The organism is Mycolicibacterium sarraceniae, assembly GCF_010731875.1.
In the GTDB taxonomy this organism is placed as follows: domain Bacteria; phylum Actinomycetota; class Actinomycetes; order Mycobacteriales; family Mycobacteriaceae; genus Mycobacterium; species Mycobacterium sarraceniae.
This window is the reverse complement of sequence record NZ_AP022595.1, coordinates 2,336,317-2,354,772: the sequence shown is the minus strand read 5'-3', so window position 1 is coordinate 2,354,772 and position 18,456 is coordinate 2,336,317. Positions and strand designations below refer to the sequence as shown.

Genomic DNA, 18,456 nt, shown 5'->3' with positions numbered 1-18,456 from the left:
GGTGACGGTATCGGCGTACAGCCCGTTTCGCCTCCCGTGGGCGCAGTTCCTGCGGGCGCTGTCCGCACCGCTCATTCGGCTGGGCCACATGCTGTGGTTCTTCATCCGCGCGATCGCCGCGGTGCCGATTGCGTTGCGGCACTACCGCACTGAATTCGCCCGGCTGCTCTCCGATATCGCCTGGGGCAACGGCTCACTCGTGGTCGGCGGTGGCACCGCCGGCGTCGCGCTCGTCCTCGGCGTGACGGTCGGCGCGATCGTCGGCATCGAAGGCTACAACTTCCTGAACCTGCTGGGCCTGGGCCCGGCCACCGGCATCATCTCGTCATTGGTCAACACCCGCGAGCTCGCACCGATCGCGGCCTCACTGGCGTTCGCGACCCAGGGCGGCTGCCGGTTCACCGCGCAACTGGGCTCCATGCGGATCGCCGAGGAGATCGACGCGCTGGATTCATTGGCCATCCGGCCCATCCCCTATCTGGTCACCACCCGGCTGATGGCCTCGGTCGTCGCCGTAATTCCGCTCTATGTCTTGTGTTTGGCGGTGAGCTACCTGACCACCCAGATCGTGGTCGAGGTCATCAGCGGCGGATCCAACGGGGCCTATCTGCACTACTTCACGCTGATGCTGTCCGGCACCGACATCTTGTACTCGCTGCTGAAGGCGGTCATCTTCGTCTGGATCGCCTCGACGATCCAGTGCTACTACGGCTTCTACGCCAGCGGCGGACCCGAAGGTGTCGGGATCGCCGCCGGGCACGCCATGCGCGCGGCGATCACCGTGACGATCATCGTGAACATGCTGATGACGATGGCGCTGTGGAGCGTCGACGCCGGAGCGAGATTCGGCGGATAGATGGCGAATTCGTTTGACACGGATGGGCGCGGCCCCTCGGACCGTCAGCTGCTTCTCTGCGGCCTGGCCGTGGTCCTGGTGGCGGCGCTGGTGACCACGCTGCTGCTGGCCAAGTCCAACGGCAAGCTCACCGAGTACGTCCGGGTGGTCGCCGATCTGCTCAACGTCGGTGACGGGTTGCCGCAGAAGTCGGATGTGAAGTATCGCGGGGTGCTGGTCGGCGCGGTCGACAGCGTGACCCCGGCCGCCAACGGTCATCCCAATTTCGTCCACATCGACCTCAAACCCGAATACGCCGGCTCCATCCCGGCTTCGGTGACCGCGCGGGTGGTTCCGTCCAATGTGTTCGCGGTGTCATCGCTGCAACTGGTCGCCACCGGTGCGGGCCCGGCGATCCAGGCCGGCGAACACATTCCCGAGGACACCGCGCTGCCGACAGTGCTGTTCCAGACCACCATCAGCAAGCTGCGCGACGTGCTCGCCGCCAGCGGGCGCGGGGGTGAGGACCGCAGCGTGGGGATCCTGGCGGCGGTCAACGCCGCCACCGAGAACCGCCGGGACAAGCTGCTCGCCAGTGGCGCCCAGCTCAACCGGCTACTCGATCAGCTGAACTCGATCATTAGCACCGATGCGGGACCCTCCACGGTGTCCGCGCTGATCGATGCCACGCACGGATTGGCCGCCACCGCACCTGATCTGGTCGACGCCCTGCACCAAGCGGTCGAACCCATGCAGGTGCTGGCCGAAAAGCGCTCAGCGCTGACCACATTGCTCACCGGCAGCGCCCACACCGTGGGCACCACTCGGACGGCGATCGACAACCACATCGACCAGCTCACCGGGATCACCAACCATCTCACTCCGGTGCTGGGCAGCCTCGCGATGAACGCGGGCAAGTTCGTGCCGGCGTTCACGAAACTGAATAACCTGTCTCGCAAGTTCTTCGAAGAGGTGTGGATTCCCGAGCTGGACACCGGCAACATGCGCGTCAATCTGTCGCTGACACCGAGCTCCACCTACACCAGGGCTGACTGCCCCCGCTACGGCCAGCTGTTGGGCAACAGTTGTCACACCGCACCGCAGATCATCGTGCGCCCCGACCTTCCCGAAATGCTGCTGCCGCAGAATTACCAGCCGCCCAAGGACCTCGCGCCGACGCCGGGCACCGTCGTCGGGCCCGACGGCAACCTGGTCGCCGTAGGCCCGCCCCTGATCAACCCCAACCCGAATCTTGCGGACCAGAATCCGCCGACTCCGTGGTGGGCACCACCGTTCCCCCGCGTGCCGGGCACCTCCGACCCTGATGACGCACTACCACCGCCGGCACCCCCGGTAGCCCCACCACCGCTGCCCGCCGAAGCGCCGGGAGGCTGAGAATGAAATTTCGCGCCCCACTGATCGGGCTGTCGCTGTTCATGATTGTGACCATCACACTGACCTGGCTGGTGTACGTGACGCTGCGCCGTGACGTAGCCGGCCCCACTACGCCGTACGCCGCGATGTTCACCGACGTCTACGGACTGCGCGAGGGTGACGACGTCCGGATGGCCGGCGTCCGGGTCGGCCGGGTCGAAAAAATCGAACTGAGTGGCAAATTGGCCAAGGTGTCGTTCGTCGTCCAGAACGATCAACACCTCTTCGGCAACACCGTCGCCTCGGTGACCTATCAGAACATGGTCGGTCAGCGCTATGTGGGATTGTCGCTGGGCAAGATCGGCGATCCGGCTCCACTCGCCCCGCACTCCACGATCCCGCTCGAGCGCACCGACCCGTCATTCGACGTCGGTACCTTGCTCAACGGTTACGAACCGCTGTTCAGCGTGCTAAACCCCCGCGACGCCGACAACCTGACCAAGGGCGTGATCCAGTCGCTGCAGGGCGACAACGCCTCGATCGTGGACCTGGTCAGCCAAACCTCTACGCTCACCGACACTTTCGCTGGGCGCGACCAGACTCTCGGCAGCGTCATCACCCAGCTGAACACGGTGATGACGAGCCTCTCGGCGCAGAACGAGAGCCTCGATCAGGTGCTCGCCCAGACCAACAAGGTGGTGAGCGACTTCAATGGGCGACGTGACGAGCTGGTGGACTCGACGGGCACGATGGCGCGGGTGACCCGCCAGCTGTCCACCATCTCCGACACCGTCACCCCCCAGCTCAACGAGATGGTTACCCGCCAGCCAGGTTTCACCGGCCACCTGGTCAGCATCGAACCGCAGCTGGCGTTCACCGGTGACAACCTGCCGTTGATGCTCAAAGGCCTGGCCCGGATCACCAACGAAGGCGCCTTCGCCAACGCGTACGCCTGCGACCTGAACGTCACCGGCTTCTTCCCCGGCCTCAACGATGTGGTGCCGATCATCGTCGACCACGCGACACCGGGTGACAAGGCCGCGTACACCCCGCGATGCAGGAATATGGCCAATGGCTAGGGGCAAGCTGGAAAGTTACAACAAGACCTGGCTAGGTCTGATCGCCGTCACCGTGGTCGGCGTCATCGTCGGGGCGATGCTGATTGCCAACGCGGCCAACGTCGGTCATCGGCACTACACCGCGAAGTTCCTCCAGGCCGCCGCCCTGCAGACCGGGAATCCGATCACCATCGGCGGTATCCAGGTCGGCAAGGTCACCAGCATGAAACTGGCCGGCGACTACGTCGAAGCCGGCCTGGAGGTGCGCGATGACATCGTGCTGGGCAAGAACTCGCGGGCGGTGATCAAGGTTGCCACCATCCTGGGTTCGCGCTACCTGGCGCTGGAGCCCGAAGACGGTGGGACGCTGCCCGACAACACCTTCGATCTGTCCCACACCGAGGTGCCCTACGACCTGCAGGAGGCGCTGTCCGACCTGACGACCACCTATGAGCAGGTCGACACCGATGCCTTCGCGAAATCGCTGGGAATCCTGGGCACGCAGATGCAGGGCCTGCCCGCCGTGGTGCCGCAGGCCATGAGGAACATCCAAACGCTGTCGACGGTGATCGCCGACCGCCGAGATCAATTGGGCTCGCTGCTGAAGAGCACGGACATGATCAGCAGCACCCTGGAACGCCAGCACGCCAATATCGCCGCGATGATCAATCAGGGGCAGGAGCTGATCGGCCGGTTCGTGGATCGCAGCGCGACGTTCCGCGCGATGATAACGGCGTTAACCAATGTGGTGAACATGCTGAGCACCACCGTGGTGACCAATCGGGCTGAGCTGGACCAGACGCTGACGAATCTGAGACAGCTCTCCGATCTGCTGGCCCAGCATGACGATCTGCTGCGCAGCACCCTGCAGGCCGGCCCGGTGGCACTGCGCGGTTTCGCCAACGCCAGCGGCACGGGCAACGCCGTCGACTTCAACACGCCGAACGTCCCGGCAATCGACTCCTGGATGTGCGCGATCAGCGGGCGGGCCAAGCAGTTCGGCCTGATCCAGTACTACAAGGACTGCAAGTGAGCGCCAGGGCCAGGCTGCTGGCGCTTCTGACGGTGGTCGTGGTGACGGTCGCATCGGTGGTCACCGTCGCGTGGGTGTACTTCAAATCGAGCACCGATCACATCACGCTGACCGCCCAATTCGAGAGCGCTGCCGGGCTTTATGTCGACAACACGGTCGCCGTGCTGGGTATGCCGGTCGGCAAGGTCACCGCGATCACCCCCAAGACCGGCTACGTCGAGGTCCAGTTCACCGTGGACCGTGACGTCACGATTCCCGCGGACGCTCAGGCGGTGACGATCTCGACGTCGATTCTGACCGACCGCCAGATCGAACTCACCCCGCCGTATAGGGGCGGCGCGGTCCTCAAGGACCACGACACCATCGGGCTGCCGAGGACGAAGACGCCCGTCGAATTCGCCAGAGTGCTCGGTGTTCTCGACAAGATCTCGGTGTCACTCAAAGGCGACGGCAACGGCAACGGTCCGGTAGCCGACGTCGTGAACTCGGGTGCGGCGATCGCCGACGGTAACGGCCAGAAGATTAAGGACGCACTCGGTCAGCTGTCGAACGCGTTGCGCCTGTCCGCCGACGGCGGCGCGCAGACCCGAGACCAGCTGACCACGATCGTGCGCAACCTCAGTTCACTACTACAGGCCGCCGCCGACAATGACGCGAAGCTGCGCGATTTCGGGACCACCGTGCGTCAGTTGAGCCAGATTGTCAACGACCAGAACTTCGGCAGCGGCACCACCGGCAAGACGATGAACACTCTGCTGACACAGGTCGGTGACTTCCTGGAGAAGAACCGCGATAACATCAAAGCCGTTGCCAATAACGGCAGTACGACGGCCAACACCTTCGTCGAACGCCGGCGGGATCTCGCCGAGTTCCTTGACGTGGCCCCGTTGACGCTGGACAACATGTACAACGTCGTCGACCAGAACAACGGCGCGGCAAGGGCCCGGGTTCTCACCGACCGGATCTTGTTCGACAATCAGGGCGCCAAAGAGATCTGCAACATGATGGGCTTACGCCAACTGGGCTGCAGCACAGGAACATTGCAGGACTTCGGACCAGACTTCGGGCTCACATATGTGCTGGACGGTATGGCTGCGATGGGACAGAAATGAAGCGCCTCGTAGCGGTTCTCGTGGTCGCGGTCGGTGCGACAGCATGCGCGCCCAACGGGCTGTCAAGCCTGCCGCTGCCCGCCCCGACCGTCGGCAGTGGCGGATACCGGCTGACCGCAATCTTCTCCAATGCGCTGAACCTGCCCGCCAATGCCAAGGTGAAGCTCGCTGGCGCCGACGTCGGGCAGATGGAGACCATGGTGGCGCGTAACTACACCGCGGTCACCACGATTCGGGTCATGGACGGCGTCCGCCTCCCGCAGGGCACCACCGTCGAGCTCCGGTCGGCCACCCCACTGGGTGATGTGTTCATCGCGCTGAAACCACCGTCAGACGCCCCCGCGACCGCCCCGCTGTTGAAGGACGGCGACACCATCGGCCTGGATTCCACGACGGCAGCGGCCACGGTCGAGTCGGTGCTCAGCTCCGCGGCGATCATGGTCAACGGCGGTGCGGTCCGCAATCTCACCAATGTCATCAACGGCATGGGCAAGGCGACCGGCGATCAGGGCCAGGCATTCGGCGACATCATCGCCAAGACCAACAGCACCCTGTCCAAGCTGACGGCGCGCTCCGACGAGATCTCCCAGGCACTCACCGAGACATCGCAATTGGCCAAGAATCTCGACGCCAAGAACCAGGCGCTAGCCGAGGTGATGGCCGCGGCAGGTCCGGCGAGCGACACCCTGGCCGCCAACGCCGACACCGTGGCCGACGTCGTCCAGCAGGTCGGTGACACCAGCAGGCAGCTGGAGAAATTCCCGTCGATCGCGGGCACCGACACCAGCGGGCGCAGCGTGATCGGTGACGCCAACACCGTCGCGCGATCCTGGAATGACGTGGTCCTGGCTCCGGACGCGAATCTGGCCGCACTGAACCGGCTGATGCCGCCGATCATCAAAGTGACGGCCAGCAATGCGTTTTCGGTGCGGGCCAGTATCGACCGCCTGGTGCTCGGGTCAATGCCCGATGCCGGGTACCTCGGCGACCCCGGTTTCCACGGACCCAAGCGCTACAACTGGGCCCAGATGGCGGGCACGTTCAAGTACACGCTGTGGCGGCTACAGCAGCGGGTCGTCGGGTCCGGTCCCGGCGTGCCGCAGGTTCCGGTACTGCCCAGTCCCACTGATCCCGGCGAGCTGATCGTCGCGCCACAGGGTCCACCACCGGGCCCGCCGCCAGGGCCGCCTGCGTCGGAGCCGCCGCCATGATCGACAAGACAGCCGATGGGCTGGTGCGCGCAGTCAGGTACGGGCATCGGCACCGCTTGTGGTTGTCGACAGCGGGTTTGGTGCTGACGATGGTGCTCGCGGCCGCCTATGTGTTGGTCGGTGCGCTGCGGGTGACACCGTTCGACTCGGCGTACCGCGTGACGATCAAGTTGGCGGAATCCGGTGGGCTCCTGCCCAATCAGGACGTCACGCTGCGCGGGGTGCCGATCGGGCGGGTGCAATCACTGGCGATCACCCCCGATGGTGTCGCCGCGGTGGCCACGGTGCGCTCCGATGTGCGGATCCCGGCGGCCAGTCCGGTGCGGGTGTCGGGGCTGTCCCCGGCCGGTGAGCAGTACATCGAATTCGTGCCGGATTCCGATGCTGGCCCGTACCTCAAGGACGGCAGCGTTGTCGCGCAGACCAACACCTCGGTGCCGGTCAGTCTTGCGCAACTGCTGGCCAACGCGGACGGGATGCTAAAGCAGGTCGATCCGGCCAAGCTCGAGCTGATCAAGAAAGAGCTGAGCCTGAGCACGGAGGGCCCGCAGAAGCTGGCCGACATCATCGACGGCGGCACCTTCCTGTTGTCCACCCTGGATTCGGTTCTGCCGCAGACCACAAGCATGCTGCGAACCAGCCGCATCGTGTTGACGATGGCCGCCGACAAGAACGCGGGGCTGAAGGTGACCACCGGAAATCTCGGCCGCACGTTCACCGGGGTGGACAAGATGGTCGACGGGTATCGCCGGCTCGTCGACCAGACACCGCACACCCTCTCTGCCACCGATAATCTGTTCACGGACAACTCCGACACCATGGTGGGACTGCTGACCAGCATGGCCACCGCATCGCAACTGTTGTATGTCCGGGTGCCGGCGCTCAACGCGCTGTTCCCGGACTACCGCGGGTCGCTGCTCGATGCGTGGGGCACCGTGATGCACGACCACGGCTTGTGGGCGACCGCCGATATCTACCCGCGCTACGCCTGCGATTACGGGACACCGCGGCGGCCAGCGGCCTCCGCCGACTACCCCGAGCCCTACCTGTACACCTACTGCCGCGATGACGATCCGGCAGTGTTGATTCGCGGCGCCAAGAACGCGCCGCGGCCGGCCGGCGATGACACCGCCGGTCCCCCGCCCGGCGCCGACCTGGGTGCGACCACGGACCCAACACCCAAGGGCCGCTACACCATTCCGACCCCCTATGGCGGCCCGGTGCTGCCGATCGAACCGCCGAGCTAGAAGGAGATTGCGGTGACCGTTACCAGTGAGACCGAAGTCGAGACTGCCGACGCCGAGGCCGATACTGCCGACGTCGAGGCCGATACTGCCGATGCCGCCGATGCGTCGCAGACCGAGGCCGTCGAGAAGCCATCGGTCCGACGGTGGCCGACGCTGGTCCGCCGTGGGTTGTTGTGGGCGTTGATTGTTGGGCTGCTCGGGGCAACCGGCATCCTGGGTTGGCAGGTGTTACAGGAGCGGCAGATCGCGACCGCATCGCGGGATGCCCAGCAGGCCGCCGTGCGCTACGCGCAGGTGCTGACGAGCATCGACTCCAATAACGTGGACCAGAATTTCACTGACGTACTCAACGGCGCGACCGGCGAATTCAAGGATATGTATTCGCAATCCAGTGCTCAGCTGCGCCAGTTGTTGGTGGACAACAAGGCCACCGCGCGCGGCATCGTGATCGACTCCGCGGTGAAGTCGGCCACGAAGAACCAGGTTGTCGTGCTCATGTTCGTCGACCAGACGGTGGCCAATTCCGCCGCGCCGGATCCCCGCATCGATCGCAGCCGGGTCAAGATGACCATGGATAAGGTCGACGGTGTATGGCGGGCAAGCAAAGTCGAACTTCCCTGATTCATATGCGAATCCGACTGTGTGGGGCTCTCACAGCAGCGTCGTTGGCGGTGGCGCCGGTGGCCGGTGCGTCGGCGCCGGATTTCTGCTCAAGCGTCGGAACGCAGTGGGACGGCAAGTACTGCCATACCTTGGTGCCGTCGGAACGCAAGGCGGTCCGCGATATCAAGGTGGCCGTCCCCGTGGATCTGATCGACAATCCGGTGACCGGCCCAACCATTCGCGACTATCTGACGCAGCTGGTCACCAACTGGCGCAACGTCGGCGTGCACATGGCGGCCGACAGCTTCGGCGAGGAGAACTTCCAGGTGCTGCAGCGCGGTGACGTGCTGACGGTGGTGTTCCACGAGGACTATCACGCCGATGGGCCTCAATTCAACAACGCATACCGGACATTCACCTGGGATATGGGCCGCGGCGTTCGGCTGGGGCTGGCCGATGTGCTGAAGCCGGGCACCGACTTCGGCGCCGTCGCGGCGCTGGGGGAGCCGTTCATCTCCGACGCACTGGACCAGGCGCCCCCACCGCACCAGGCGGGCAGCTATCCGTTCATCGCGGATCGGTGGGGGCCGGACAAGGTGTATTCGGGTGGCTACAAGGCGTGGGCGCTGTCCGGCGACGAGCTGATCCTGTATTTGCCGGACTATCCAGTGGGACGCGACACTCCATTGGACTACACGCCCGGAATCATGCAGTGGTACCTGGATGGCGGCACGGTTCAGGCACACATCCCTTTAGCGGCACTGAGTTCGGTGCTGCGCCCGCAGTTCGGCGGAGCGTGACCAACGTGGAGTCCGTATCAGATGGCGAACCCGCCGTGCGGCGGCGGCCCAAGGACCGTAAGGCGCAGATCGCCCGCGCCTCGGCTGATGCGTTCGGCTCGCAGGGCTATCACGCGGTCAGCATGGAGGACATCGCCGCGCGGGTGGGCATCACGCCCGCCGCGCTGTATCGCCACTCCCCCAGCAAGTACGACTTGTTCCGCGACGCCGTGCTGGGGCTGGGGCAATTGCTGGTGGACGCCACCGCATTCGCCGACGCGCAGACCGATGACGATCCGGTGATCACGTTGCGCGCCTTGACCTCCGCCTTGATCGACACCACGATCAGATGCCGCACAGCAGGTGGGCTGTACCGGTGGGAAGCGCGCTACCTGCGCGATCCTGACCGCGCCGTCCTGGTCGCGCAACTCAAGGTGGTGAGCCACCGGCTGCAGATTCCGCTGGCGCTGCTGCGGCCCAAACTGACACCGCATCAATTGCGGACACTGTTGACGGCCACCCTCAGCGTCATCGGCAGCATCACCGATCACTCCAATCAGCTTGCGGTGGGCGAGATCCGCGCGTGCCTCATCACGATGGCGGCTGATGTGCTCGCCGCCGAGCTGCCCGCGACCCGGCGCCGCAGCGGCGTGCCGCAACCCAAGCCGATCACCGTCGGTGCCGAAGCCGGGATGTACGAGCATGTGCTCTACGAGTCGGTGCGGTTGTTCTACGAGAACGGCTACCGCAACACCAGCATGGAGGACATCGCCTCAGCCGTCGGCATCCAGGCGTCCGGGCTGTACCGATCCTTCACCGGCAAGGCCGAAATCTTAGCGCTGGCGTATCGGCGCGCGGCCGATCGGCATTCCAGTGATGTCGCCGATGCGCTGTCGCGTACCGCCGATCCTGAAGCCGCCCTTGATGAGTTGATCGATGACTATCTCGGGCGCGTGACGGAGTCACCGGATCTGCCCTACGTCTACTACACGGAGCGGCAGAACATCCCGGAGCCGGATCTGCGGGTGCTCGAGACCATCGAGCATTCAACGATGGACGCGTGGGCCCGGTTGGTGACCGCGGCGCGGCCCGAAATGAAGATTGGCGCCGCCCGGTACGCGGTGGCCGCGGCATTCTCGCTGACGGTGGACTTTGGCCAGCTGCTCAATCGCGAGGCCGGCCCCGAGTCCGTCGCGACGATCCGTCGGCTGATGGAAGTCACGCTGCTGGGCCGGCCGGTGAAGCGGCGGCGGTAGTTATTTGCGCCGCTTTGCCGAACGTGCGGCTTCTTGTCGATTTCTCGCGGTGGTGTCGACCGTAACCCGCACGCTCGACGCACCTGGGGATCGCGGTATTCGCGTGACAAGCACACCACGCAAGGTTGGGGTGTGCGGGACGAGCCGTTCCTCGGGACGTCGGCGATGGAGAGCGGACTAGTGACCGGCTACCAGCTGCGGACCCGCTATCGAGCCGTATACCGCAACGTGTACCTCGCCAATGAGGTGTCGTTGACGGCAGCACGACGAGCACGGGCGGCGTGGTTGTTCGCCGGACCCGACGTCGTACTGGCCGGGATATCGGCGGCGGCCGTTCACGGCACGAAGTGGTTGGACGGTGCCGCGCCAGCGGAGATCGTTCGTACCGATCGCCACGCCCCGCCGGGCCTTGTGGCGCGGTCGTACGCGATCGCCGATGACCAGGTGTGCACGCGGCGCGGTATGCGAATCACTACTGCGGCCCGCACCGCGTTCGATATCGGACGCACCCTTCCGCTGCCGAAAGCTGTCCCGCTGCTCGACGCGTTGATGAACGCCACCCGCCTCAAACCCACCACCGTCTTGGCCATCGCCGAGGCGAGCCCCGGCGTGCGAGGAGTCCGTCAGCTAAGGGCTGCAATGAAACTCGCCGACGGCGGTGCCGAATCGCCTCGCGAGACACGGGTCCGGCTGCTCTTGATCGGCGCGGGCCAGCCGGCACCGGAGACGCAGATCGAGTTCTTCGACGACTATGGCGAAGCCATCATCCGAGTCGACATGGGCTGGCGGAAATGGAAAGTCGCCGTCGAATACGACGGCATCCAGCACTGGACCGACGGCAAACAGCGGTCCTGGGATATCGACCGTATTGCCATTCTCGAATTACTGGGATGGATGGTGGTTCGGGTGAGCGCTGACATGCTGAGGCGGCCCGAGGTGATCATTCAGCGCGTCACGGCCAAACTCCGTGCTGCTAGCTGCCCACTCTGACGCCGAACGTGGGAGATCTCGGTGTTGGACGGTCGATCCGTCAACGACGAGCCGCACGCTCGGCAGTTGCTACCAGACGCGGATGTAGTCGATCAGCATGTTCGCCGGGTAGGTGCCGCCGCGGGGGTCGCCGCCACCGGAGCCCGCGACCGCAAGGTCGAACACCGGAAACATCTGGTAGCCAGCATCATTGAACTGCCAATCGGGTAGCGAGCGGGCTGGCACGTTGAAGTAGGGCGCGGCGCCGTCGACGTAATCCTTGTGGAACCGCATACCGGCGTCGTCCCACACCACACGCCAGGTATGCCAGGCACTATCGACGGCGATGGTCTGGCTGGCATGTTCACCACCGTTGAGCTTGGCGTGAACGGCGGTTCCGGGTGCCCATTTTCCGTTGCCGTACCACTCCATGACGTCGACTTCGCCGCCGTTGACCGGGCTTTCGTTGGAAAGGTAGAAGGCGGGCCAGCAGCCGGGGGTGAGGCAGTCCATTTTCATCCGGGCTTCCCAGGTATGGCCGATGCCGCCCTGCCACTTCCCGAAAATCTTGCCGCTGTAGTAGGTGGGGCCGTCCTTGGCGGCATGGAACACCAGGTTGGAGTTGCCGTCGAGGTACACGTTGCGACGGTCGTCGCGGTATTGCCCGACGTTCTGGGGAAGCTCCCACTCGGTGGGGTCCTCCATGGTTTCGCGGGCCAGCGCGGTGGTCCACTTCGAGGGGTCGGGCGCCGAGCCGGCGGGCCCGTCGAACTCGTCGTGGAAGAGGTAGGTCGTGGGCGCCGGAGCTTGTGGGGCGGATGTGGTTGGTGCGGCGTTGGCCTGCGGGACCTTAGTGGCAGCGACCAGCAGGCCGAGACCCGTGGTCATGAGCATCTGGCGTCGATCCATGACCCCATACAAGCCGGATCGGACTGCGGGCCGCAACCTTGGAGACCCCGGTATGGGCAATGACCTCACGTTATGCCGGTCGCGGTCGTCCGGTGAATCGGTGGCGGATCAGACAGCGGCGATCACACCCGCGCCTCCACCGGATGCGGTCATGCGGGCCGTCAACCCGATCATGCGGTATCTGTTGCGCACCCCGCTCGTGGGCGGGCTGCGTCAGCAATTCATGGTGTTGAGCTTCCGGGGACGCAAGACCGGCCGGGAGTTCGCCGTGCCGGTGAGTGCGCGCCACATCGACGGCGATTTGTACGCGTTGATCGGGAGTGTGTGGAAGGTGAACTTCCGCGGCGGGGCTTCGGTTAGGGTGCTGCACGACGGTGTTGAGCGTTCGATGCGGGGCGAGCTGGTCGAGGATCAGGCCGCGACGGCTTCGCTGTTTCATCGGTGTGCTCAGTCGTATGGCGTGAAGCGGGCGCAACGGATGATGGGGCTGCGGTTCCGCGATAACCGGGTGCCGACGCTGGCGGAGTTCACCGACGCGATCGAGGTGAACAAGCTGGCGGCGATCCGGTTTACGCCGGCTTAGGACTCGGTCAATCGGTTGCGGCAGAAGCGATGTCGGTATGCGCGAAGTCGTCGCCGACGTACAGCAATGGTTCGCCAGTGACCGCGGCAAGGGCGTAGGAGTAGCAGTCGCCGAGGTTCAGGCTGGCGGGATGGCCGCTGCCACGACCAAACTCGCGGTAGGCGCGGGTAGCACTTGCGGCCTGCTCGGCGTCGAAAGGCACTGTTGCGATGCCCAGCTGGCCGATGAGGCGCTCGACACGCCTCAGATCTTCGGGCGCCAGTCGCCTCGTCAGCACGGCCCCGACCTCGACGAGCGTGGCCGCGGAAATCTTGGGCGCGGGTGCGCCCAGTAGTGCGTCGACCAATCGATCGCGACCAGACTCATTGAGCGCGATCGCCACGATCGCCGAAGTATCGACGATCATGCAGGCAACCCGCTCTCGTCGTACAACTCGGTTTCCTCTGCGCGGATCCGCTTGCGCTGCCGCGCAGTCATCGACCGATCCAATTCGGAGAGCAACTCATTCACCTTGCCGCGGCGAGTGTTCGGGCTCTCCGCACCGGTAAGTTCCGCGAGCTTGGCGCGCACCGCCTCTTCGACAGCACTCGTCTGGCTGAGCCCGGTACGGCGCGCAAGTTCCCGCACCAACGCGACAGTCCGCTCGTTCTTGATGTTCAGACTCATGATAGAAGTCTACCTTCTAAGGTAGATTTCTACCATGCGCTCGTTAGGCTCCGGCGCACACCTGCGAGTCGTGGATCGTGGTGCCGTAAACGTTGGCGGTGGCGATGTGCGCGTTGAGCTGACCCGACGGCAACTGGTGCTTCAGGTTATCGCTGATCTGGGTGAGCTGATACCAGAGATGGAGTATCGAATCTCCATTGTAGACAGGCGAATACTCGCTCTGATCGGGGTAATTCACGATGAACAGGGTGTGCACGCGGGGGTCGAGGAAGGCCGCGGACTGGTCCAGGTTAGCTTCGATCGTGTTCGCCGCGGACTGCACGCCGGGGGCGGTCCAGACGTCGTGGTGGCCGTCAAGGAAGTGCTGGAATCCGAAGAGCTGACTGATGAGCGTGTCGTATTGAGCGTTGAACCACTGGCACGATTCGCGCATCGCGGTCACCTGCTCGGGGGACGACGACGGGATGCGGGAGGGCGATTTGGAGATTCGCGCGGCGATGACGGGGTGGTTCATCGACGCGCTCACCCGGGCGGGCCATTCGTGGGTGTTGTTGACCGGCAGCCTGTCTCAGCGCTTGGACCTCGCGATCCGCACGATCGATCCGCTCGTTGCGTTGCGCTGGAGGGCTTGCGCTTATGGTTCAGTGACTCCTTGGGGTGCAGTAGTTCATTGCGCTGCCCCAGACTGATCCGCCAGACATTCTGATGCTGTGGCCACTGCTGGACCTGCTCAGTGACACCGATATCGACACGTTCCTCCTCCTGGCCGACAAGGCCTATTCCCACGATTCGACCCGCGCTCGACTACGGCAGCGCAAGATCTCCCACACCATCCCCGAACGCAGCGATCAGATCAACCGCCGCAAAGCCAAAGGCAGCAAAGGTGGACGGCCACCCGCATTCTCCGGACCAATCTACAAGCATCGCAACACCATTGAGCGATGCTTCAACCGCCTCAAACACTGGCGCGCGATCGCCACTCGCTACGACAAGTACGCTCTGAGCTACCTCGGCGGAGTCACCCTAGCCGCAATCATCACCTTCCACCGTGTCCGCAATTAGCAGACACGACCTGGTAAGGCTGTCACGCGTTGTCGGGGACTTCGGCCTTGGGCTCCGGCTGGGGCGCCGGGTGGCCAGCCGCGCCGAAGACGGCGACCGCTACGGCTCCGGCGACGGCACCGATGAACCCGAGGACCACCACCCAGCCCATGCCGGGCCGGGCGCTGTCACCGAGGAACACCACGCCGATCACCCCGGGCACCACGGTCTCGCCGACAACGAGGGCGGCGGTGGCCCCGTTCACCGAGCCGAGTTGCAGGGCCACGGTGTGCAGGTAGAAGCCGCCGATTCCCGCGATGACGACGACATATGCGGCCGGGTCAGCAACGATGACCCAGGGCTGGAAGTGGTCGACGCCGTGAAGAATCCGGACACCGATCGCGAGCATGCCGAACAGCACGCCGGCGATCAGCCCGGCCATGACGGCGCTGCGGGAGCCGAGGAAGCGAGTGAGGGCAATGCCGCCGAGCAGGATGAGGACGGACACCGCCAGCACGACCCAGTGGATGAACCGGTCTGGATTGTCGTGGTGGCCGCGTTCGCCGGCGCCGAGGCCGAGCACGAACAGCGAGGCGATGACCGCGACGATGGCGATCCAGTCCCGGGTGTGCAGGCCGATGCCGAGGACGGTGATGCCGAGGACGGCGGTGACGATCAGGTTGGCGCTGATGATGGTCTGGGACAAGAAGAGCGGAATGAGGCGGGCGGAGACCGCACTTCCGACGAAGCCGACGACGTCCAGGACAATGCCGACGATGAACGCGGCGGTGAGTGCGGCGTGGATGGTCGAGAGGAGGGTTGGCCCGCCGGTGGCGGTGACGTGTCCGGTGGCGCCGCGGTCGCGCGCCGCGGCGGCTGATCGGCGCGCCCCGTCGGCCTGCAACACCGAGGAGACCCCGTAGCCCAAGCACGCCAGGAGTGCCGCCGCGATGCCGATCATCATTGGTCGAGGCTAGCGGCAGCCCTTGGCTGCGCCGAAGGCGAGCAGGTATTTCATGGGTCAAACACGAGGGAATTGTGACGTCGGCAAGCCCCCTCTCGCGCGTCATCGCTTGGTGTGAAACAGCTCCGGCCGACATGTCAATCGAGTTTGGAAGCTACCCGGCACCCACCTGCGCCGTCACACTGCCGCGGCCTGAACTCAAACTTTGCGAGTCAACCGAGCGCGGGCAGTCCCAACGCCGCATGCAATGGACGGCAGGCACATTCAAAGTGGCTCGTGCCGACCACACGCAGCAGAACGCGCTAGAGCAAGGACTCTTGAAATCGCGGCGGGTGCGCCGTTAGCACATCGGCAGTCCGGCTCGCACGCCCGCACTGGACGGGGGGAGCCGCGGGGCCCCAATCCCTACGCCGGCACCAACGTAAACGGAACCTGCGACTGCCCCGGCCGGGTCATCTGGCACACACCCTGCTGAATCTCCTTCACCTGACCCTGCAGGGTCTGGCTATTCCATACGAAAACCATCGCGCCCTTGGTCTTTGACCTGTCGGGGCACACCGGCACCTGGCCGATGACCCTCATCATCCAGCTGTGCGCACCTTGGTAGACGGCTTGCCCCTCGATCAGCGGCGAGGTCACGTTGGCCAGACAGCCCGGCTCGATCGTGTCGCACAGGTTCGAGATGGTCCAGGTGTCGATGAGCGTATTGGGGCCCTTCACCTCGAAAGTCCCGTTGAGCAGATCGGTCGACGCCGAAGCCACCGGCGCGGCCGCCAACGCAAGGCACCCCACGACGGCACCCACCAAGACCCGGCCCACGCGCATGAACAACCCCTTACCAACGGTCGACGACTGTCAACAGTATGCAGACATTCCACGAACCGGCAGCGTGAGCCCACGTAAACCATCGCCGACCCGACCTGCTCAGCCCGTTTATCGCCATCACCTGGGCTACCGTTAGCCCGATCCCCATGGCAGTAGACCCCCACCTCGAAGCCGCCCGCGACGCGCACTCGCAATGCGAAAGACCTGCGCCATCCAGCTTTAGCACTGATCGTCGCGACGGGTCCCACCACCCTGGTCACCGCGACTCCCGCCGTCGCCGATTGCACCAATGCAGCAGCGGCCACGGTCTGCGCCCAGGGCGACAATCGCGGGAGGCGGGTTCAGCCCGCCAGATTGAACTGGCGCAGACCTGCACTCGCACTTTATCTGCGTGACTTCAATCTCGGGGGCGTCCCCGATGTGGTTGTCGCTCGAAGGCGGCACCGACCCTATGCCCGCCCCCAGCCGACTCCCGCTAGCGAGTAGCGCGCTTACCTCCGGTAGGCCCCGGCCTTCTTTGAGGTCTGCGGGGCCTTCTTGCTGGACGGAGCGGGAGCCTTGCTGCTCGATCCGGCCGTCGCCGAAGCCCCACCGATGCGGAAGTTGTTGATCGCGATACCCGTTCCCGTCTTCGTCACGTTTTGACTGTTCGTGAAGATGGTGCCCGCCAGGGCGAGCGGTCCCGGTCCCGCTGACACCGTGTTGGTGCCACCGAAGACATTGAATCCGGCAGTGAAGTTGCCGGCGGAGCCGCCTGCGGTCACGTGGTTGCCGCCGCTCAGCGCATTGACCGTCAGATTCCAGTTACTCCCGGCACCGCCGACGGTCAGCACGTTGGTGCTGCCGATAAGGTTGAGCACCGAATTCTGGTAGCCGCCCAGCGAGATCAGCTGATTGTGGTTGCCGCCCAATAGATTATCGGCGGTGTTGTAGATACCCGCTATGATCTTCACGTCATTACTGGTGCCGAACCAGTTCTGCGCCGTGTTTCCGTAGCCGCCGCCCGATGACGACACCGTATTGCCGCTGCCGAGCAGGTTTCGCACCACATTCTGATAGCCGCCGGTGATCGTGACCTCGTTGCCATTACCGAGAGTATTGCGGGCCCAGTTCGCATAGCCACCCGTCGTCGTGACGGTATTGCCGCTGCCGAACAAGTTGCTCGCGGTGTTCACGAGACTGCCGTTCGTCTCAACAGTGTTGGTGTCGCCGAGCAGGTTGGTGGCCCAGTTGAAGATGCCGCCCTGTGCGGTGACGGCGTTGCCGCTGCCAAAGATGTTGGTGGTCAGATTGAGTATCGAACCCGCGGATGAGGAGCCCGACTCGACAATGTTGTTGCGGCCACCCCAGTTCGAGGCGATGTCCAACAGGCCGTTGGAGACAACCCGCATGCTGTTCGGATCCCCGGCCGTCCCGGTGCCGAAGAGATTGAGGGCGATGTTCCCGCCGCCGCCGGTGCCGCCGGCCGTAACAGAGCTGCTGGTCGTCCCCGCGTTAGGAGTAGTGACGTTCAGGGCGATGTTGACCCCGAGGTTGCCGAGCAGACCCGAGCCTGCGGTTTTGGCAGAGCCGTTCGGGCCGAGTTGGGTGGCGATGCCTAACACCCCGTTGGCGGTCGCCGCCGATCCGTTACCGAGAGCCGTGGCGAAGGTGAACGCGTCACCCGTCGTCGCCGCGGAATTGGTGCCGACCGCGAAGGCCGCGCCGAACAACCCGTTGGCATGAGCGGTCGCGCCGTTGCCGACCGCGATGGCGATGCTCAACGGCGTGCTGGTGCAGTTGGCGCTGTTACCGAGCCCGAAGAACGACGCGCAGCTCGCGTTCGCGGCGGGCGCCGATCCCAAAGCGGCTCCGGCGAGAACCACGCCTGCGGTCGCACCGGCAGCAAGAACCCCGGCAACCGCACCACGGGACTTTGCGGATGAATACATGACACTCCCCCGATCAGGCCAAGACCGCCCTTGGCAATTAGATGTATCGCAGCCGTCAGT

The 18,456-nt window shown here is 64.8% G+C and carries 18 protein-coding genes and 2 pseudogenes; 13 read left to right on the top strand and 7 right to left on the bottom strand.

Going from position 1 to position 18,456, the window contains the following annotated elements; translation table 11 throughout:
• The first annotated feature begins 1 nt into the window (after position 1).
• The 11 genes from G6N13_RS11810 to G6N13_RS11760 all read left to right on the top strand — a co-directional run bounded on the left by G6N13_RS11810 (position 2) and on the right by G6N13_RS11760 (position 11,498).
• A complete protein-coding gene (locus G6N13_RS11810; RefSeq protein ID WP_407663894.1) occupies positions 2-856 on the top strand; it encodes an MlaE family ABC transporter permease in 855 nt (284 codons plus the stop codon).
• Entirely contained in the window at positions 857-2,230 is a 1,374-nt protein-coding gene (locus G6N13_RS11805; RefSeq protein ID WP_163697229.1) for an MlaD family protein, read from the top strand.
• A gap of 2 nt (positions 2,231-2,232) precedes the next feature.
• The gene (locus G6N13_RS11800) at positions 2,233-3,288 is read left to right on the top strand and encodes an MCE family protein (protein ID WP_163697227.1); all 1,056 of its coding nucleotides are present in this window, start codon (positions 2,233-2,235) and stop codon (positions 3,286-3,288) included.
• Positions 3,281-4,300: an MCE family protein gene (locus G6N13_RS11795; protein ID WP_163697225.1), complete on the top strand. Its 1,020-nt coding sequence runs from the start codon at positions 3,281-3,283 to the stop codon at positions 4,298-4,300. Before G6N13_RS11800 ends, G6N13_RS11795 begins: the two co-directional genes overlap by 8 nt.
• Entirely contained in the window at positions 4,297-5,412 is a 1,116-nt protein-coding gene (locus tag G6N13_RS11790; protein WP_163697223.1) for an MCE family protein, read from the top strand. The genes G6N13_RS11795 and G6N13_RS11790 overlap by 4 nt, the downstream gene beginning before the upstream one ends.
• A complete protein-coding gene (locus G6N13_RS11785) occupies positions 5,409-6,623 on the top strand; it encodes an MlaD family protein (RefSeq protein WP_163697221.1) in 1,215 nt (404 codons plus the stop codon). Before G6N13_RS11790 ends, G6N13_RS11785 begins: the two co-directional genes overlap by 4 nt.
• The gene (locus G6N13_RS11780; RefSeq protein ID WP_163697218.1) at positions 6,620-7,870 is read left to right on the top strand and encodes an MlaD family protein; all 1,251 of its coding nucleotides are present in this window, start codon (positions 6,620-6,622) and stop codon (positions 7,868-7,870) included. The genes G6N13_RS11785 and G6N13_RS11780 overlap by 4 nt, the downstream gene beginning before the upstream one ends.
• Before the next feature lie 6 nt (positions 7,871-7,876).
• Entirely contained in the window at positions 7,877-8,491 is a 615-nt protein-coding gene (locus tag G6N13_RS11775) for an Rv1363c family protein (RefSeq protein ID WP_163702030.1), read from the top strand.
• A gap of 5 nt (positions 8,492-8,496) precedes the next feature.
• Entirely contained in the window at positions 8,497-9,273 is a 777-nt protein-coding gene (locus tag G6N13_RS11770; protein ID WP_235678006.1) for a mannan-binding lectin, read from the top strand.
• 35 nt (positions 9,274-9,308) lie between these two features.
• A complete protein-coding gene (locus tag G6N13_RS11765; protein ID WP_163702028.1) occupies positions 9,309-10,508 on the top strand; it encodes a TetR/AcrR family transcriptional regulator in 1,200 nt (399 codons plus the stop codon).
• A gap of 165 nt (positions 10,509-10,673) precedes the next feature.
• Complete coding sequence (locus G6N13_RS11760; protein ID WP_163702025.1) at positions 10,674-11,498, top strand: endonuclease domain-containing protein; 825 nt, start codon at positions 10,674-10,676, stop codon at positions 11,496-11,498.
• 69 nt (positions 11,499-11,567) lie between these two features.
• Here the strand turns inward: G6N13_RS11760 and G6N13_RS11755 are convergent, their stop codons facing one another.
• The gene (locus tag G6N13_RS11755) at positions 11,568-12,386 is read right to left on the bottom strand and encodes a glycoside hydrolase family 16 protein (RefSeq protein ID WP_235678005.1); all 819 of its coding nucleotides are present in this window, start codon (positions 12,384-12,386) and stop codon (positions 11,568-11,570) included.
• A 100-nt stretch (positions 12,387-12,486) separates the two neighbouring features.
• On the opposite strand from G6N13_RS11755, the gene G6N13_RS11750 reads away from it, so the two are divergent.
• Positions 12,487-12,969, top strand: a complete 483-nt coding sequence (locus tag G6N13_RS11750; RefSeq protein ID WP_170310489.1) for a hypothetical protein — start codon at positions 12,487-12,489, stop codon at positions 12,967-12,969.
• A 7-nt stretch (positions 12,970-12,976) separates the two neighbouring features.
• Here the strand turns inward: G6N13_RS11750 and G6N13_RS11745 are convergent, their stop codons facing one another.
• The 3 genes and pseudogenes from G6N13_RS11745 to G6N13_RS11735 form a co-directional block, all read right to left on the bottom strand.
• Positions 12,977-13,351, bottom strand: a complete 375-nt coding sequence (locus G6N13_RS11745; protein WP_235678004.1) for a type II toxin-antitoxin system VapC family toxin — start codon at positions 13,349-13,351, stop codon at positions 12,977-12,979.
• Positions 13,352-13,371: 20 nt separating this feature from the next.
• Positions 13,372-13,635, bottom strand: a complete 264-nt coding sequence (locus G6N13_RS11740) for a type II toxin-antitoxin system VapB family antitoxin (RefSeq protein WP_163697213.1) — start codon at positions 13,633-13,635, stop codon at positions 13,372-13,374.
• 43 nt (positions 13,636-13,678) lie between these two features.
• Positions 13,679-14,092 (bottom strand): annotated as a pseudogene (locus G6N13_RS11735) (hypothetical protein); the annotation flags it as partial.
• A gap of 230 nt (positions 14,093-14,322) precedes the next feature.
• On the opposite strand from G6N13_RS11735, the pseudogene G6N13_RS11730 reads away from it, so the two are divergent.
• A pseudogene (locus G6N13_RS11730) lies at positions 14,323-14,697 on the top strand (transposase); the annotation flags it as partial.
• A gap of 22 nt (positions 14,698-14,719) precedes the next feature.
• Here G6N13_RS11730 and G6N13_RS11725 read toward each other — a convergent pair.
• From G6N13_RS11725 to G6N13_RS11715, 3 genes are all read right to left on the bottom strand, one after another.
• Positions 14,720-15,640 (bottom strand): DMT family protein, encoded by a 921-nt coding sequence (locus G6N13_RS11725; protein ID WP_163697209.1) that lies wholly within the window; start codon positions 15,638-15,640, stop codon positions 14,720-14,722.
• A gap of 405 nt (positions 15,641-16,045) precedes the next feature.
• On the bottom strand, positions 16,046-16,417 hold the full coding sequence (locus tag G6N13_RS11720) for a hypothetical protein (protein WP_163697207.1): 372 nt from the start codon (positions 16,415-16,417) through the stop codon (positions 16,046-16,048).
• Positions 16,418-16,956: 539 nt separating this feature from the next.
• Positions 16,957-18,396, bottom strand: coding sequence for a beta strand repeat-containing protein (locus G6N13_RS11715; RefSeq protein WP_163697205.1), 1,440 nt, complete (start codon positions 18,394-18,396; stop codon positions 16,957-16,959).
• Between the last annotated feature and the right edge of the window lie 60 nt (positions 18,397-18,456).

Coding starts and splice junctions, on each gene's coding strand:
- G6N13_RS11780 (WP_163697218.1), top strand. CDS start 6,620: ATGATCGACAAGACAGCCGATGGGCTGGTGCGCGCAGTCAGGTACGGG.
- G6N13_RS11755 (WP_235678005.1), bottom strand. CDS start 12,386: ATGGATCGACGCCAGATGCTCATGACCACGGGTCTCGGCCTGCTGGTC.
- G6N13_RS11805 (WP_163697229.1), top strand. CDS start 857: ATGGCGAATTCGTTTGACACGGATGGGCGCGGCCCCTCGGACCGTCAG.
- G6N13_RS11760 (WP_163702025.1), top strand. CDS start 10,674: ATGGAGAGCGGACTAGTGACCGGCTACCAGCTGCGGACCCGCTATCGA.
- G6N13_RS11740 (WP_163697213.1), bottom strand. CDS start 13,635: ATGAGTCTGAACATCAAGAACGAGCGGACTGTCGCGTTGGTGCGGGAA.
- G6N13_RS11725 (WP_163697209.1), bottom strand. CDS start 15,640: ATGATGATCGGCATCGCGGCGGCACTCCTGGCGTGCTTGGGCTACGGG.
- G6N13_RS11715 (WP_163697205.1), bottom strand. CDS start 18,396: ATGTATTCATCCGCAAAGTCCCGTGGTGCGGTTGCCGGGGTTCTTGCT.
- G6N13_RS11770 (WP_235678006.1), top strand. CDS start 8,497: ATGCGAATCCGACTGTGTGGGGCTCTCACAGCAGCGTCGTTGGCGGTG.
- G6N13_RS11785 (WP_163697221.1), top strand. CDS start 5,409: ATGAAGCGCCTCGTAGCGGTTCTCGTGGTCGCGGTCGGTGCGACAGCA.
- G6N13_RS11800 (WP_163697227.1), top strand. CDS start 2,233: ATGAAATTTCGCGCCCCACTGATCGGGCTGTCGCTGTTCATGATTGTG.
- G6N13_RS11795 (WP_163697225.1), top strand. CDS start 3,281: ATGGCTAGGGGCAAGCTGGAAAGTTACAACAAGACCTGGCTAGGTCTG.